16 protein-coding genes are annotated in these 17142 nt (G+C 42.0%); 9 read left to right on the forward strand and 7 right to left on the reverse strand.

From position 1 onward, the window contains the following. The first annotated feature begins 11 nt into the window (after positions 1-11). The 4 genes from AB4307_RS16290 to rmf all read left to right on the forward strand — a co-directional run bounded on the left by AB4307_RS16290 (position 12) and on the right by rmf (position 4235). Positions 12-272 (forward strand): glutaredoxin family protein, encoded by a 261-nt coding sequence (locus AB4307_RS16290; RefSeq protein WP_019823251.1) that lies wholly within the window; start codon positions 12-14, stop codon positions 270-272. Continuing rightward, the gene (locus tag AB4307_RS16295; protein WP_372132223.1) at positions 250-2166 is read left to right on the forward strand and encodes an ABC transporter ATP-binding protein; all 1917 of its coding nucleotides are present in this window, start codon (positions 250-252) and stop codon (positions 2164-2166) included. Before AB4307_RS16290 ends, AB4307_RS16295 begins: the two co-directional genes overlap by 23 nt. A 9-nt stretch (positions 2167-2175) precedes the next feature. Beyond that, positions 2176-3900 (forward strand): DUF3466 family protein, encoded by a 1725-nt coding sequence (locus AB4307_RS16300; RefSeq protein ID WP_102321154.1) that lies wholly within the window; start codon positions 2176-2178, stop codon positions 3898-3900. 161 nt (positions 3901-4061) lie between these two features. Continuing rightward, a complete protein-coding gene (gene rmf / locus AB4307_RS16305) occupies positions 4062-4235 on the forward strand; it encodes a ribosome modulation factor (RefSeq protein WP_017059676.1) in 174 nt (57 codons plus the stop codon). A gap of 252 nt (positions 4236-4487) precedes the next feature. Here the strand turns inward: rmf and fabA are convergent, their stop codons facing one another. Continuing rightward, entirely contained in the window at positions 4488-5003 is a 516-nt protein-coding gene (gene fabA, locus AB4307_RS16310; RefSeq protein WP_017059675.1) for a bifunctional 3-hydroxydecanoyl-ACP dehydratase/trans-2-decenoyl-ACP isomerase, read from the reverse strand. 70 nt (positions 5004-5073) lie between these two features. Further along, positions 5074-6726 carry an AAA family ATPase gene (locus tag AB4307_RS16315; RefSeq protein ID WP_102321155.1) on the reverse strand — a complete coding sequence of 551 codons (1653 nt, stop codon included), beginning with the start codon at positions 6724-6726 and terminating at the stop codon, positions 5074-5076. A gap of 189 nt (positions 6727-6915) precedes the next feature. On the opposite strand from AB4307_RS16315, the gene matP reads away from it, so the two are divergent. The 4 genes from matP (at position 6916) to AB4307_RS16335 (ending at position 9485) form a co-directional block, all read left to right on the forward strand. Then, the gene (gene matP / locus AB4307_RS16320; protein ID WP_102321156.1) at positions 6916-7371 is read left to right on the forward strand and encodes a macrodomain Ter protein MatP; all 456 of its coding nucleotides are present in this window, start codon (positions 6916-6918) and stop codon (positions 7369-7371) included. A 23-nt stretch (positions 7372-7394) separates the two neighbouring features. Beyond that, positions 7395-7703 carry a DUF3634 family protein gene (locus AB4307_RS16325; RefSeq protein ID WP_017059672.1) on the forward strand — a complete coding sequence of 103 codons (309 nt, stop codon included), beginning with the start codon at positions 7395-7397 and terminating at the stop codon, positions 7701-7703. A gap of 105 nt (positions 7704-7808) precedes the next feature. After that, the gene (locus AB4307_RS16330) at positions 7809-8120 is read left to right on the forward strand and encodes a hypothetical protein (protein WP_017059671.1); all 312 of its coding nucleotides are present in this window, start codon (positions 7809-7811) and stop codon (positions 8118-8120) included. Positions 8121-8264: 144 nt separating this feature from the next. After that, positions 8265-9485: a hypothetical protein gene (locus tag AB4307_RS16335; RefSeq protein WP_372111311.1), complete on the forward strand. Its 1221-nt coding sequence runs from the start codon at positions 8265-8267 to the stop codon at positions 9483-9485. A 100-nt stretch (positions 9486-9585) separates the two neighbouring features. Here AB4307_RS16335 and AB4307_RS16340 read toward each other — a convergent pair whose 3' ends face one another. From AB4307_RS16340 to AB4307_RS16360, 5 genes are all read right to left on the reverse strand, one after another. Then, positions 9586-10188, reverse strand: a complete 603-nt coding sequence (locus tag AB4307_RS16340; protein WP_017059669.1) for a DUF2971 domain-containing protein — start codon at positions 10186-10188, stop codon at positions 9586-9588. 338 nt (positions 10189-10526) lie between these two features. After that, positions 10527-11129, reverse strand: coding sequence for a porin family protein (locus AB4307_RS16345; RefSeq protein ID WP_017059668.1), 603 nt, complete (start codon positions 11127-11129; stop codon positions 10527-10529). A 938-nt stretch (positions 11130-12067) separates the two neighbouring features. Further along, positions 12068-13789 carry an ATP-binding protein gene (locus AB4307_RS16350; RefSeq protein ID WP_372132554.1) on the reverse strand — a complete coding sequence of 574 codons (1722 nt, stop codon included), beginning with the start codon at positions 13787-13789 and terminating at the stop codon, positions 12068-12070. Then, a complete protein-coding gene (locus AB4307_RS16355; RefSeq protein WP_372132557.1) occupies positions 13789-14973 on the reverse strand; it encodes an FIST signal transduction protein in 1185 nt (394 codons plus the stop codon). The genes AB4307_RS16350 and AB4307_RS16355 overlap by 1 nt, the downstream gene beginning before the upstream one ends. A gap of 114 nt (positions 14974-15087) precedes the next feature. Further along, the gene (locus AB4307_RS16360) at positions 15088-15453 is read right to left on the reverse strand and encodes a hypothetical protein (RefSeq protein WP_017059645.1); all 366 of its coding nucleotides are present in this window, start codon (positions 15451-15453) and stop codon (positions 15088-15090) included. Positions 15454-15705: 252 nt separating this feature from the next. Here AB4307_RS16360 and ccoN point away from each other — a divergent pair, with 252 nt between their 5' ends. Beyond that, a complete protein-coding gene (gene ccoN, locus AB4307_RS16365; protein WP_009846707.1) occupies positions 15706-17139 on the forward strand; it encodes a cytochrome-c oxidase, cbb3-type subunit I in 1434 nt (477 codons plus the stop codon). The last annotated feature ends 3 nt before the right edge of the window (positions 17140-17142 follow it).

A 17142-nucleotide genomic window follows, 5' to 3' on the forward strand; every position in this document is an offset into this window, starting at 1 on the left:
AAGGATATATAGTGCTGACTCTCTACAGTACAGAAGGGTGCCATCTATGTGAGATGGCATTCCAACTCACGGAACAGTTAAATATTAGCCATCACGTCAACGTTGTCGACATTGCATTCGATGATGAGCTCTTTTCCCGTTACGGGGTCACTATTCCGGTGCTCAAATTTGAAAGCTCTGATCTTTCTCAAAGCTCAGAGCTTAACTGGCCATTTGGCTTGTTAGAACTTAATGATTGGTTAAAGAAGAATGGCATTACTTACAATTCATAATGGGCAATTAGCGTTTGGCGATCACCCGTTATTAGATCGTGCGGACTTCGCACTGCAAGAAAACGAACGTGTGTGTTTAGTAGGGCGCAATGGCGCTGGTAAGTCTACGTTGATGAAAATCCTGTCTGGGAACATCATCATGGACGACGGCAAGATGCAAATCACACAAGATGTGGTTGTATCTCGCCTTGAGCAAGATCCACCGCGCAATGAGCAAGGTACCGTTTATGATTACGTTGCTGGTGGCCTAGCGGAAATCGGTGAACAGCTGAAGATCTATCATGATCTTCTGGATCTCATCGGTACTGACCCTAGTGAAAAGAACCTAAATCGTCTTACTCGTGTTCAAGAGCAATTGGATCATGCGAATGCATGGCGCTTTGAAGATCGCGTAAGCAACGTATTGGCTGCACTTAAGTTGACAGCTGAAACAAAGCTGACTGATTTATCTGGTGGTTGGCAACGTAAAGCGGCGCTTGCTCGTGCGCTTGTATGTGACCCTGACGTGCTTCTACTTGACGAACCGACTAACCACTTGGATGTTGCGACCATTGAATGGTTAGAGGGTTTCCTGAAAGACTTCCGCGGTTCAATCATCTTTATCTCGCATGACCGTGCGTTCATTAAATCGATGGCAACACGTATTGTCGATCTTGATCGCGGTAAATTGAGCTCTTTCCCGGGTGATTACGAAAACTATCTTGTTGAGAAAGAAGAAGCGCTTCGTGTAGAAGAAATGCAAAACGCTGAATTTGATAAGAAGCTTGCTCAAGAGGAAGTTTGGATTCGTCAAGGCATTAAAGCTCGTCGTACTCGTAACGAAGGCCGTGTGCGTGCGCTTAAGAAGCTACGTGAAGAGCGTTTAAACCGTCGAGAAGTGCAGGGCAAAGCCGTTATCCAAATCGACGATGGCCAGCGTTCAGGCAAGATTGTATTTGAAGCTGAAAACATTAACTTTGGCTTCGAAGGCAAAGAGATTGTTAAAGACTTCAGCTTCAATATCATGCGTGGTGATCGTATCGCTCTAATTGGCCCGAATGGCTGTGGTAAGAGTACGGTACTTAAACTGCTTCTTGACCAGCTTAAGCCTGATTCAGGTCGTTTGCATTGTGGCACTAAGCTTGAAGTCGCTTACTTTGACCAATACCGCGAAATTCTAGACCCTGAGAAGTCTGTAATTGATAACCTCGCGGATGGTAAGCAAGAAGTGACCGTAGGTGGCCGTGAGCGTCATGCTCTAAGCTACTTACAAGATTTCTTATTCTCTCCAAAACGTGCTCGCACTCCTGTTAAAGCACTATCTGGTGGTGAGAAAAACCGTCTGTTATTGGCGCGTATTTTCCTTAAGTCGAACAACTTGTTGATTCTCGATGAGCCAACCAACGATCTAGATATCGAAACTTTGGAACTTTTAGAAGATTTGCTTGCCAACTATCAGGGTACGCTGCTTTTAGTGAGTCACGATCGTCAGTTTGTTGATAACACAGTGATGACAAGTTGGATCTTTGAGGGTAATGGCGTTATTGAAGAATTTGTTGGTGGTTACCACGATGCTCAGCAGCAAAGAAAGCAAGCATTAGAGTACCGACAGGTTGAAAAGCCATCAAAGCCAGCGAAAGTAGTTGAGGAAACTCCCAAAACTGCACCAGTTAAAGCTAAACCTAAGAAGTTATCGTATAAGCTACAACGAGAGCTAGAAGCGTTACCAATGCGTTTGGAAGAATTGGAAACTCAAATTGAAACTCTTCAGGAAGAAGTCAACGATCCAAGCTTCTTTTCAAAATCTGTAGAGCAGACACAACCAGTATTAGATAAGCTATCTGCAGCAGAGCAGGAGCTTGAAGTTGCTTTTGAGCGCTGGGAAGAGCTCGAGGCACTACAACAGGAAAGTTAAGAAGTAATAATGACTTGTACTAAATTCAAATTAACAACTGTTGCAGCCCTAGTTTTGGCTGCAACTAATGCCAACGCTGCGCTTTACAAGGTCGTTGAAGTCACTCCTTCAATTACAGGTGCCTCTGAAATCTATGGTGTGGCGATTCAACCTGGTGTTGCGACAGACGGAACGAATGAGCTTGCGTTAGGTTGCTTCGATTCAGCTGCAACCAACTGTACCGATAGTGCATTTAAACTTGCTGGTGAGACTCGCGATACGCTTGAAGCGGTAAGTTATCGTGAAGAAGTACCATTCGCAATGGATGCACCATTTCAGTACATTCAAGAGCGTGATGATTTCGAAAACTATTGTTATCGAGAGCTGAGATATTCTACATGTGAAAGTTGGGCTGAAAACCGTTGGAATGACACTTGGAGTAAGGAAAGAAATGACCTTACTCACGTAAATGCGAAAGCGTTTGTTGAAGGTGGGGATACTTTTGAAACTCGCAATACGGTAATCAATTCTTTAGATGAGAATGCCCAACCTGTGGGGATCAAATCCAAAGATGATATTCGCAATAATGCATTGTTTACGACGACAGCGGCGCCAACTGGAGCTTCAGAAACTCGTGCTTGGAAAGCGATAACGGCAAGCAACGGTACCGTTTACAATGTAGGTAGTATCTCTGAAGAGTTTGATCCGACTGACACTTCTGAACCAGATAAGGCGTTTGCTTCTAAAGCGGCAATTTGGGGTGGCACAACAACAAAAGAAATTGATTGGGTCAGAAGTGGTAATGCCCAACAAGGCGATTATTTTGCTCAAGGCAGTATGCGTTCAATTGTTGAGTCGAGTTCGATCTTTTATGGTGTCGGTTACAACACTGTAGATGGGAATGGCGACCTTCAAGACATGAACGCAAGTGTTTTTGTTAGTGATTCATTAGACATTTCAGGCTCTTGGTCAACGAAAGTTATTAGCGGTGCAGAGGTTAAGTCTGGTTCATCTAACGATGATGCTAGATACAGTAACTCAGTAGCAACCGATATTAACGACAACTTGTTTGCAGTTGGATATTCAAAACGTAACGGTTATGTTCCTGAAAATGGTAGTGCCGGTAATAAGCCTTTTATTGTAACGGATGCTAAAAACCCAACAGCAACGTATTTGTCTGGCGGTATCTTCTTCAGTGGCTCAAGCGGTGAAGCTAAAGCGGTAAATAATTACAATGAACTTGTTGGCCAGATCGATGCGGAAACGACGCGTGAAGTCGATGGCAGCGAAAGAAGACACAGAGGCTTTATTTACCCTTACGATCTCCCGTCTTCAACTGATGAACGCCGTGTTGATATTTTTGGTGGTAAAGCATGGTGGTTAGATGACTTAACAAATGATGGTGATGCGTCTAGTCACAATAACCAATTTAGAATCATTGATGCGACGGATATCAATGATGCTGGCGTGATTTCAGCAACGGCTATCAAATGTACAGTCGACGGTAATGATAAGCCTTATGACACAACATCACACAACTCATACTGTGGTGGTGCCTCATCTAACGCAGTCGAAAAGGTTGTAGCTGTTAAGCTTATCCCAATCAAGGGAGCAAGGTATGACACTGGCTCTGACATTGATAGCGTAGTAACTCGTAGCACCGACACCGAGAAAGTTGAGCGCCAAGGTGGTAGCCTAGGTTGGTTAACTTTGACTGTGCTTGGTCTATTAGGGTTCCGCAGAAAATTTAAATAATTTTATCTCCTGAGCCCGAGTTCACAATTCTGAACTCGGGCTTTTTTTCACCTTGAGAAAAGTGAAAATTTGACCGATTCTTAAAGTTGGAGTCACAAAAACTCCGTAAAGTTGTAATCATTGTATGTTAGTAAATGTAACACCCGTATGAGGACTGCACTATGAAGAGACAAAAGCGTGATCGACTAGAACGAGCACAATCTCAAGGCTACAAGGCTGGTTTAAATGGACGGTCGCAAGAAGCTTGCCCATATAGCCAAATGGATTCTCGGTCTTATTGGTTAGGTGGATGGCGTGACGCCAAAGATGACAAGCAATCAGGTCTCTATAAGTAGATAGGGCGTAAAGAATTCAAGGTCAGGGCTCCATTGTCTGTTGATTACAACGGCTGGAGCCTTGTTAGTTTCAGAACAACACAAAGACTCCCAGAGCTATGTAGCATTCTAGTTTCGCTATCATAAGCGTATCGCTGGTGGATTTATCCTGTTTCAAGCTTAATACGGGATACTTTAATGCACTATAACTAAACTTATTGGAACGAAAATAAAGCAGCCATGGGCTGCTTTACTAAAAATCTAACTATTAGATTAGAATGCTGACGTATCTTGGAAAAGGCCAACTTTCAAATCTTTAGCAACGTAGATCTCTTTACCATCAACAAGTACGCGACCATCCGCAAGGCCCATAACTAGACGACGGTTAACAACACGCTTCATGTGGATCTCGTAAGTTACTTTTTTCGCAGTAGGTAGAATTTGACCAGTGAATTTCACTTCGCCAACACCTAGAGCACGGCCTTTACCTTCGCCGCCAACCCAACCAAGGTAGAAGCCAACAAGCTGCCACATTGCGTCAAGACCTAGACAACCAGGCATTACTGGGTCACCCGGGAAGTGACAATCGAAGAACCATAGGTCAGGAGTAATATCCAGCTCAGCAAGAACTAAACCTTTACCGTAATCACCTTCAGTTTCAGACATCTTAGTGATGCGATCCATCATTAGCATGTTCGGTGCTGGTAGTTGAGGGCCTTGTGGCCATAGTTCGCCTTGGCTTGATGCTAGAAGCTCTTCGCGAGTGTAAGAATCACGTTTGTTTTGCATTATCAATTACTCCGATTTTTGATAGGTGCATATTAGTGAACAGGTGTACGCTAAACAAGTCCGATCAGTACTAGACAAACCAGTTTTTAATGCGTCCAACGATTCCAATAGGGTGCTCATGTCTTTCAAAGTTTTCAATACGTTCCGCGATTTTACTCAGAACGCTTTCTTGTTCATCGTCTCTAAATGGCTTGTTCATAATGAGAGGAATTGCTTCGTCTACATTAGACACAGACCAAATATGGAATTCTTCATTCTTAATGCTTTCAATAAGGTCAGGCTTTAGTGCAAGATGCCTTAAGTTCGATCTTGGAAGGATCACACCTTGTTCGCCTGTTAAGCCGTTGTGCTTACACACATGGTAGAAGCCTTCGATTTTCTCGTTTAGCCCGCCAACAGCTTGCACACGTCCAAATTGGTCAACTGCACCTGTAACCGCAATTTGTTGATTGATAGGGTATTCAGACAAAGCACTCACCAGAGAACAAAGCTCAGCAAGAGAAGCACTATCGCCGTCTACTTCGCAATACGATTGCTCAAACACAACAGAAGCAGCGTATGGCAACGGATCTTCAAGGTTTAGTGCGCTGCTCACAAATGCTTGCATGATCATCATGCCTTTAGCATGAAGATTACCACCCAGCTCGGCTTTGCGCTCAACATCGGCAATATCACCATCACCAAAGTGAATAACACAGGAAATTCGTGCAGGTTCACCATACGATATTGGGTGTCCCGGTACATCGATGACCGTCAATCCATTAACTTGACCAACTTGTTCACCTTCAGTTTCGATAATGACTTGGCCATCACGAATATCATCAAGGGCGCGTTCTGGTAGATAAGATTCACGGTTGTATTTGTGCTGTTGAGCTTGCTGGATATGGTGAATATCAATCTCACCATTGTCGGCTTCAATCAAAGCTTCGTTCAATAACGCGTTGTGCCAAATAGGGCACAGTGGGATATAGCTTTGATCTTCGGTTTCTCTTGCTCCGGCAGTAAGAATGCCAGTCAACGCTTGTTGCGTGATGGTTGGCAATTCATAACGTTGTTGAAGCCACTTAAGGTAACCAAGATATTGAGTCAAAGTCTCTTCAGAGAGCTTGATATCTTGTTCAATTTCGCTAAATAGGCAAAAACCGGTTTGAATATCGCTGTCCAGGTAATCAAGGTCACCTAGTTGAGCTCTGTCTCCAACCACAATCAACTTAATGTTGTAAGTCAAAGGCAAAGTCGGGGATTGGTTCAAGTGCTCTGGATTACTGCTGATTGGTTCTACGACTTCACCAAGCAGTGCTGATTTAAGCAGTAACCAGCTTCCTGGGTTGGCCAAGATCAAGTTTGCTGAAACGATCAGATAGCCGTTGTTTGCTCTAGCCAGTAGGCCGGGCTTTGTCGCTACAACCTTACCGTCTTTTGACTGAACTTGGTCAAACAGAGAGACAGCATTTAAAGACTCAGTTTTTATAACCGGTAGAGTGTGATCATCTAAAGCAGTGACTAGAGATTCAACAATCATTTGACGATAGATCGAATTGTCTGGAGCGTTTACAAGTAAAACACGCGAAAGGTTAGACAAACGGACAAAGCGGGTTAGCGCATCTTTGAATCTATGTTGAATATCTGAAAACGGGAAAGGCGAGATGTCAGGGAATTGCTCTAATTGAGCGCTATATTCGTCGTACTGAGGCGTAACATGTCGCCAATCTACTTGAGTCATTTAAGTTTCTGATTATGATAATGAGGTAGGGAGTATATAGAAAAACCGATCTCGCTTGTAGCTCTATGTTGTAGTTACTAATCACTAAGCTAATATAAGTATGATCTTGGTCTATTCTTTCAAGATCATAATTGTTAAATAGCCTATTTTGGGTTACGCTGTCACTAGGATTAACTCTCGAGATTAGACATGAAATATCAGCAACTTGAAAACTTGGAATGTGGTTGGAAATGGAACTATCTGGTCAAAAAATGGAAAGAAGGCGAGTCGATCACCTGCCACATAGATTCAAGCGAAGCTGACGTTGCTGTTAAAGCCTTATTGAAGCTTGAACACCAACCTACAGGTGTCCCTGAGTGGATATCTAACAACATGTCTCCTGAGCTCGATAACAAGCTTAAACAAGCGATCAGAGCTAAGCGAAAACGCCACTTCAATGCTGAACAAGTTCATACAAAGAAGAAATCAATCGACCTTGATTACCGTGTATGGGAAAAGCTATCTCAACGTGCGAACGAGCTAGGTTGTACGCTCTCAGATGCCATCGAGTATTTGGTTAGCGAAGCGTCTCGTAGTGAGCAGGCCAGCAAGACGGTGACTAGCCTCAAAGAAGACTTAAGCAAGCTCCTTTCTGACGATAAATAACCATCAACAGTAGTGGTGACATTATGATGTACGTAATCTTAATCGGTGCGGTATTAGTTTTTTGGTTAGTAGCAGTCGACCGACCGGTATTGAAAATTAAATTTAGCGACGGGGCGATCGAACAAGTTAAAGGGCATCTTCCACCGAGCTTTAAACACAACCTTCAAGAGATTGGTCATAACAATACCTTTAAAGGCGAGCTAAAAGTGTATGCAAAACGTTCTGGTTACAATCTCAAGTTCACTAAAGATGTTCCTAAAAACGTACAGCAACGTATTCGTAACGTGTTCCCGCATAATGGTTTTAAGTCTAAAGGCTCAAAGAAAGCGTAATCGTTGAGAGTTACGCGTTAGCTGGTCAATCCTCATACTAAGTTAATCCTTCATTTCTCTTAAATCTCCGCATACTGTTCTCACCCTCAACAAAGAGAGAGCAGTATGAGATATCTAGTATTACTATTATGTTTTTTATCCCCAGTCGCTTTTCCCGACGATGCATTGGTTAATCCTGTAGCTAAAAAGATAAAAGTCACCGTCATGAAAGGGCTCAACAAGAGTAATGTTGATTTCGAGGGTTATTGCGATCTGATGATTGAGATGAAGCACTCTAAAGGTTATGCAAGAATCAAAAAGGTGAGAACGTCTGGAGATAGTAAAGTTTGCAAGCAGGCGAAAAAACACCTACCGACGAAGAAAAGGTTCAAATACAGCTTTCCAGAAAAGTATATCCGGCTACATATCACACACTAGCCACTCTCAACGCACTATAACTAAATATCCTTAATTTTATTGAAACAATTTCGTGAACCAATCTCTAATTTCTATTAATATTAGTTTTGTTATAAAGGCAGGATATGCCGATACAAGAGCATTTACGGCAAAGGAAAGTCACGGTTGTTGTTAGCAAATAAAAGTTATACCCCTGAAGTAGTTGAGATCTCAAGGAAGGTCTCAATCAATGTTGAAGCTCGCTTTAATCGATGGTTAATCTCACCTGAATATAAGCTCGCACAATCTACAGTAGACACGTTACTAAGTTTGGAAAATAGGTATTGTGATAGTGTCATATTTGATGAATCTGACCGCATATCTCACAATCAACGTATTTTATTGCGCTGCGAGCAGGATAGAGTCAATGCTCATCGTGAAAAAGTCGACGCGAAGCAACAAACCTTACGATACGTTATCGATGATGTCAGCAATGCCGCTTCTGCGCTAATGCTTGAGAAGCTTCAAGGTACCTTAATAAGTTCGTTGTTTTCAGACTTACCCGATTACAATCAGTTCGCTAGTGTTGCGTATTCGCCATCTTTAAACTTTTCCAAACTCCATGAAATATCCGCGAAAAGTAGGCCATTGAGCTCAAGTTTAATCGAGTTTGTTTCCAATCAAGAGTTTGCAGATAAATATGGAAAGAAATCTAAGGTAATTCTCGATCCAAAAGTTGCAGCACGACAAATAGGAATAGAAAATTGTCGTTTATTGTTCCCATTGTTAATGAGTCAACAGCTGATTAAGTGGAATGATGGCAACATTAAACACATCACACCTAAGGTTTGGCAACACTTGGTCGTGACGTCAAATGCGACTCGAATTCGACTTCAAGAAACGTCGGTTAAAGATCCTAACGTAGGCATTTTACTTGGTGTGTTGAGAGTTCTGCCTTTTTTTTTAATTTGTAACCACTTTTCTTCAACGTTTGAAGACGCATTGGTAAAAACGATGCTTGGTTATCGTGAAGCAAGTGACAAGCATGACGAATATTATGCTTGTACTGAGGTGATGCCAAACACACAGTTTCTTGAATCAATGGTCGAGCAGCTAGAGCTTAAGCTACTAAAAAACCTCGTTGAATTTATAGATTGGAGCCCTGGAAATCAGTTCATCAAGAGGGCACTTCTAGAGGAAGTGAATGACATTCCAGTACTTGAGCGAACGGTTTATGGTGCAGCTTTGGCTCAAGGTAGAAAATATTCTGTTTTCGAGGCGTTAGATAATAGTGAACTATTTAACGTTAAGCACCGACCTTATTGGTTTTCAACTGTTCAAATGTCTATCGCGACGATTGAGCAGATGCAAGATAAAGGATTGGGAAAGCTTACGGTGAACATGTAATAAAAAGAGAGAGTCTCATTAATGTCGCTCTCTTTTTTGTTGCGCTGTAACTTTATGTGAATGTCTTGTTTTGGCGCTAAACAGTAGGATTACACTCTACTTAACTGACCACTTCGAAGGTAAACGACTCTTGCTTTGCTATTGCGTGTTTAACAGGGATACCAAGGCGCTGGCAAGTCATCAGAACTTTCAATTTCCTGTCGGCAGGAGCGTGCTCTGACAGAATCACCGAGCTTAGGCACTCTCTATTAAGGTAGAGTTTATTTCCGATCATCTCGTCATCAGGTAATACCCAGCGGTATTCCTTTTCATAACGCCAATTAGAATGCTTAATTTTGAATATCTCAGCTCCCAGTCTTGATGTTTGTAAACCTCTTAGCGATGCCGGGCGGAACATATTCGGTTCGTCTTCATACTGGACTTCAAAACAGTTGAGATTGGCCTCACCGTTATAGCAGTTGAGATCATACTCGATACACATGCCTTTAAAGTTGTCACCATACTGCGACCATAGTATTGGGTGGTCGTTCGACTGAGAGAAACACATGATCTTAAAGTTTTGTTGAAGCTCTTTGTTGAATGCGTGGTTAGATTCAAAAGGGTTATTAAAAGTTTTAGCGTAATCAAACCACAACGAACACTCGGAAATAGATTGTATGTTTCTGTCGTGGAGTGATCTGAACTTATAAAGTTTAGGCAACATATCAAACACCTAGTTTACAAAATTGCCTGATGTTAACACTTTAATTTATTTTTAAGGATTGAATGCATAGCATTTGATTGCTTAATCACCAAATTTATTCGTATAACTGTTTGATAGATCAAAATTTAAACACGAAATAGTAGCCTGTTAAAGTGGTTTATTTTGCGTTAGGGCAAAGCTTTCAAGTTGTAACTTTTTACAGAAGATACAACGTAACTTTATTTATGGTTGAATTGTCTTGTCAAAGTAGAGGTCGAGTAGGGAAATAGGTGATCAAAATTAAAGCCGAGCTTTAAAAGGACGGCTTTAGTAGTATTGAGCCTACGAGTGAATCAAGTTTAGAAGTGGTACCTTGCACCTAGGTAAGCGGTTTGAGGTGACACATCGATGGATTCAATTTCAACGTTTGCATAGCGGTAACCAATATGGATATCGATGTTGTCTGTTACCATCGCACCAAGCTCAGCACCAACTTGGTAGGCTGCTTCAGACTTAGAGTCTGATACTCCAAAAGCTTTCGCTTCCATATCCATAGAGCCAACACCGGCTAATAAAGATACATACAGATCTAATACGTCACCTTCAACAATAAACTTTGGTTTAATGTTTACGAAGAAAGCATGGCCTTCAATATCCATTAAGTCGTTATAGCTAACTTTTCCGATTTTTCGGTACTCGGCTTCTAGCCCCAGTTTGACGACATCATGTGTATTGAATTCGTAGCCTCCAACCAAGTTATAGCTAAAGTCTGATAGATCAGATGAATCTTCAATGGCGCTGCCACGATATTCTAATTCAGTTTCATTATAAAAGCCGATATCAACACCAGCATAAAAATGACCATGCTCTCTAGGTGAGTTTTCGTTTTCACTAGCAAGCGCCTGCGAGCTGATGCCAAAAAAAGCGGTGAATAGCGATAGGGCGATTGTACTGATTTTCATGTAAAGCCTTCTAAGATAATAAGTTATTCTGTTCCAGAATATGTTAACAAACAAAAGATACTCTAACTAATTGAGAACTAGCCTAAAGATCTGATTTTAAAGACTTGTTGGTAATAGAAGTGTCATTATCGCAGTTATGAGACAAGTTAATATAGTCCAGACAGAGGTTAATAGAATTTATGTTGCACTGTAACTTACGATTAGCCAAGTCGTTTATAGAAGTTCGTTTTGGATGGCAACGCAGTTTGGTAACAATGACCGTTGGGCATCAGAAAATTCAAAGTTAGTGGTTTGAAAAACGAGTACGGATGTTACTGATGACGTTGATAGTTGATTCAATTTGGTGAAGAACAAGCCAACATAGGTAAACAAGACTAGATGATTCGGGAGTTCGCTTGGTCTTTTGGGACCGTTAAATCTAGCGAACAAGAGTAACCAAGTCTTTTCAGTTTATTGGTAGTACGGACAATAGACCGAGAGTTAGTGGAAGCGTTAATCATCTAGGTTCTTTTGGTAAGCAAAATCAGGGTAATAGCTTTTAACACTCAACCAGCAGAGACTCTGGACTAACTTTGGAGAGGCATCCGTAATTAGAAGTCTTAATTAAGTTTGAGCAGACATGTGATAAAGCCATCACGATTTAATCCAATTAACGCGGAGTCAAAGCCAGCCAGTAATTAAATAGATAGATTCATGCGGCGCTGTACGTAAAATTACGCGAGTAACAGGCCCTGAAACCTCTCAGATTTCAATCTCCTTTTTGGTGCGTATTATGTATATTATGTTAAATGGTGTTTGGTGTTTATAAGGCAGGTATCTTTGTGCGATGCCCTGCCTCTTGTTTATCTACCAAATCGATGTTCTATTTAACAGTAAGGCTATTTACCATAAAATACCTAATAAACATATTTCCTAATCTTCGATTAAGAATACGTTTATTAGACTTCAAGCATTAATCGATCAATTGCTTCTGTGATCTCTTTAGTTCTTACTGGCTTGGTCACGAAATCATTCATGCCGACATCTAAGCACGAACATTTGTCTTCTACTGATGTGTGTGCTGTTAGCGCAACGATTGGTGTTTTGATGTTTGCGTCTCTCATGTATTTGGTTGTGGTTAATCCATCCATGACCGGCATCGACACATCCATTAAGATAATGTCTATTGATTCGTTGCCTCTTTCAATAAAGCCAATCGCTTCTTCACCATTACTTGCGATGAAAACCTCGTGGCCTTGTCTTGTAAGGATTAACTTTATCACCATTTGATTCGTTGGATTGTCTTCGACAACTAACACGGAATAACGGCTTCTTAACTCTCGTGAAGATTCGTCTTCTTTGTTAGCCAGATTATTCGTAACTCTAGTAAGCACTGGCAACTGTACTTCGAATTTGGAGCCTTTTCCAGGCTCACTCTCTACCGATATGCGCCCGCGCATCAGTTCAACCAGTCTTTTAGTGATGGCCAAGCCTAAACCTGTGCCACCAAATCTACGTGTGATTGTGCTATCAGCTTGCACAAATGGACTGAACAGCGACGAAAGTTGTTGCGAGCTAATGCCAATCCCTGTGTCTTCCACCGTTATATAGAAAGAGCTCTGCTGGTACTTTATAGAAACATGGACATGCCCACGCTCAGTGAACTTAATCGCGTTACCGATCAAATTAAATAGGATCTGTGCCAAGCGACTTGGGTCGATGTAATGAAGTTCACCTTCAGGGATATCGCTAGTTACTGTTAGCGGCAAACCTTTATCGTCTGCTGTCTTCTTTTGTTCAGATAATACAAAAGTTACAGTGTCTCTTACGTTGCTCCATTGAGGAGCCAACGAGAAACACCCAGATTCAATCTTAGAAAAATCCAATACGTCACTGATAATTGCCAGCAATAGCTCAGATGATGTGCTCATATTAAGCAGTATAGACTGTTGTTCTTCGTTCAATGATGTGGATTTTAGGGTGTCTATTAGGCCAATTATGGCATTTAGCGGTGTTCTTAATTCATGACTCATCATCGCGAGGAATTCAGACTTGGCCTTGTTGGCTCTTTCTGCGTCTTTTCTTGCTGTGACAAGCTCTGCGGTACGTTCTCGAACGGTTGCTTCAAGCTTTTCTTTGTTCTCAATATCGAAAACAGCACGCTCTATCAACGGTCGAAAACGGTTTAGTGTGGCCTTAGTTTCAATACTAAAGTGCTTGGTATTCGAGTGGATAAAGATGATGACGGATTGTGTTAGTCCGCTATCGATACCAGTAATTAGAACAGAGTTGATTTGATCGAGGATAATGGGATGTAAGGAATTGAATTCACCCAGAGACTTGGGTTCAAAAAGGATGGCGCATTCTCCATTGATCACTCGAGATAACTTGCCACAATCACTCCAATTCATCTGTTCGAAGACTTTGTTATTGCTTAGCAGGGTTTTGAAACTGCCTTCGTTCCCTACCCTTGATACCACGATAAAGTCATCAAACTTAATGTATTTTTTGAGCACGAACTCGAGACTGGAGAATATCTCAGATATGTTACTTGCCTTACTGATCGCAGAGATGGTTGATAAGATCACCCTGTTCTCTTCAGCCAGCTTTCGCTCACGGGCTTTTAGTTTTTGCAGTTCAATACGTGCTTCTTGCAGCGCTTCTTGACCTTCAGAACCCATTACTTTTTCAACCTATAAAACGTTGCAGACGATACCATTAAATTCCCGTGTGCATTCTCGCCACCAGAGAGCCTGCCTTGTTCACCAAACGTAAATGGACATATGTATGGGAGCCCATTAAGTGCTTGATTTATTTGGTCACAAACCTCATCCATATCTTGTTTAAGGTTCAACATTGGGCCTGCACAAAAGATATTGATCGCCCCTAGTTTCTCTTCAAGATCCATGTCGTTGTAGTATGAGGAGTGAATGATATTCGCGGCGCGGCTAATCAACTGCTGCTTAGACCCTTGCATCAGGTAGATGGTGTCGCCTTCACTGATGTCTGTGAACAGCTCAATCCCATTACACTCCGTCTCTCTGATCGAATGAGACAATTTGAAATATGGGTAATCGTAAGAAGAGCCGACTTTCCTGCCTAATGGGTAGACTGACGACTTTTCGAATATGTAGCCATCATCACTGCCATCTAAGTGGAAATTAGTCCATTCGTTGTAAACGGTGACGGCTGGCCTGTGGTCTATCTCCAACAAAATTCGGTTTCTTACTTTGGAAACGGTGCCTGAATACCGCGTAGGCGTATGACCCGCGCTGAAAGAGGAATAGATGGACTGAGACGCAAACACTACCGTTAAAGACACACCATTTATAGACAGCGACTCTTCGGTGAAGATACTCCAATTTCCGGAAACCTGGTTGTCTGCAGCACTGCCACCAATAATTGGCACTTCAGTACCAAATTTCTTATCGATAGCCGCCATCACCTTTTCTTCGTTACCCGGTGTGGAATGCAGCAAGATAAGATCAGGAATTTCACCTTCTCGGTTGGCGTTCTTGAGTGCTTTGTCTATCGCGCTGAAGGTACTGCGGTCTATGGAGTCGCTGAAATGTTCGATTCCCGTACCATAGGCGTTGATCCCCGAGTCATGAATAATGAGGACGCCAATGACTGGACCAGAATGAAAACCAGTTTCGGTCATAATGCCGTGACAAGTAGTACAGCCATGTATGGGAGTGTTCGGGAGAGCATCTACGAAATATCTCTGCACAGCGAGTGTCGAATACTCTTCTGTGCAGTAGCAAATAAGACAAGCAATATCGTCAGGGTTTTCCACCCCGCTGAGCAACTCATCTACTGCGATTTTATCGTCTAGGGAGTAAGAGACTTTTGATAGAAATTTCATAGATTCTGGGTAACTTTATTAATGCTCTCTTTATAACACTTTAATGCATTGTGTTTCACTGATTTGGTACATGTTTCTATCAAAAGAACCGAGGTGTGCCCCAGTTTCTCTCTGTTACTCCTTAGAAAGGTTTACAGAAAACGTGCTCACCTGTTGTGGAAATGTAACCGTTATTGAGGAGGTCTTATCACTAGTTTGTAACAGCCAATTTGATGGTCCTTTTTCTTCCAGAATTCCGCTTTCATTATAGCTAATGATAAATTTGCCAGTTTTAGATGTTTCGATCGAATACCCTAGGTTATTGCTTGAAACTGAAACATTATGATTATCAATACCAAATTTACAAGGTTTTGAAACTATACAGTTTACTGTTTCGTTATTATCGTATGTTACTGTTCTCCAAGTAAATGCAGCTATTAAAATAACCAACATGACGATAATTTGAACAAGCCTGCCTTTTGTTAGCTTTTGTGCCGCCATTATAATCTTTACTCCTTGTTACAAAGTTCAAAGTTTTTAAATAAAAATCCAATTCCAGACCAAGCGTAAGGTTACTACTCTGTCATTGATTTGTTAATTCAAGTATAGTGTCGCGTTGAAAATGCCACTTTTTTTTAAAATCAGCAAGTGGAAATAAAGCCCTGAATAGGCTGAATTTCCTTTTCTAATTTGGGTGGCATTACGACGTGAGTCGTGTTGGAAGTAAAGTGTAGTAAATAAGAAATTGGAAGCATGCAAATGAGCCAAGAAAAGCAGCTTGAACAAAACTACAACTATACGGTCGTCCGTCAATTTACCCTAGTTACAATTTTGTGGGGTATTGTCGGTATGGGCGTTGGTGTTTTGATTGCCGCTCAATTAGTTTGGCCACAGCTAAACTTTGATACGCCGTGGTTGACGTACAGTCGTTTACGTCCCCTGCATACTAATGCGGTTATTTTTGCGTTCGGTACAAGTGCGCTGTTTGCAACATCATATTATGTTGTACAACGTACCTGTCAGACGCGTCTCTTTGGTGGCCCTCTCGTAGCCTTTACCTTTTGGGGTTGGCAAGCGATTATCCTGTCCGCTGCAATTACTTTACCGTTAGGTTTAACCTCTGGTAAAGAATACGCAGAACTTGAATGGCCAATCGATATTGCTATTACTCTTGTGTGGGTAGCTTATGCGGTCGTGTTCTTCGGAACCATGATTAAACGTAAGACATCGCACATTTACGTAGCAAACTGGTTCTTCGGAGCCTTCATTATCACGGTTGCCGTGTTGCACATCGTTAACAGCCTAGCTGTTCCTGTCTCTGCGTTTAAATCGTACTCGATTTATTCCGGAGCGATCGATGCAATGGTGCAATGGTGGTACGGACACAATGCGGTAGGCTTCCTATTGACAGCTGGTTTCCTAGGCATGATGTACTACTTCGTTCCTAAACAAGCTGGTCGCCCTGTTTACTCTTACCGTTTGTCGATTGTTCACTTCTGGGCTCTCGTGTCTCTGTATATCTGGGCTGGTCCTCACCACCTACACTACACTGCACTTCCTGACTGGACTCAATCTCTAGGTATGGTTATGTCTTTGGTTCTGTTTGCTCCATCTTGGGGTGGCATGATCAACGGTATTATGACTCTATCTGGTGCGTGGCATAAGCTTCGCTACGACCCAATCCTACGTTTCCTAATCGTTTCTCTATCATTCTACGGCATGTCGACTTTCGAAGGCCCAATGATGGCAATCAAAACGGTTAACGCACTATCTCACTACACGGACTGGACTATCGGTCACGTTCACTCTGGTGCGTTAGGTTGGGTTGCAATGGTTTCTATCGGTTCGGTTTACCACTTAGTTCCTAAACTATTTGGTCAAGAGCGTATGTACTCTGTATCTCTAATCAATGTTCACTTCTGGTTAGCAACGATTGGTACGGTTTTCTACATTGTTGCAATGTGGATCTCTGGCGTGATGCAAGGTCTAATGTGGCGTGCAGTTAACTCTGACGGTACATTAACTTACAGCTTCGTTGAATCTGTAGAAGCATCTTACCCGTTCTACTTTGTACGTTTCTTAGGTGGTTTCATCTTCCTATCTGGTATGTTCTTAATGGCATACAACACGTACAAAACTGTTTCTGCACCTAAAGATAGCCTTAAAGCTATCCCTCAACCGGCTTAAGGA

The organism is Vibrio sp. 10N.261.52.C2 (genome assembly GCF_041471425.1).
Taxonomy (GTDB): domain Bacteria; phylum Pseudomonadota; class Gammaproteobacteria; order Enterobacterales; family Vibrionaceae; genus Vibrio; species Vibrio crassostreae_C.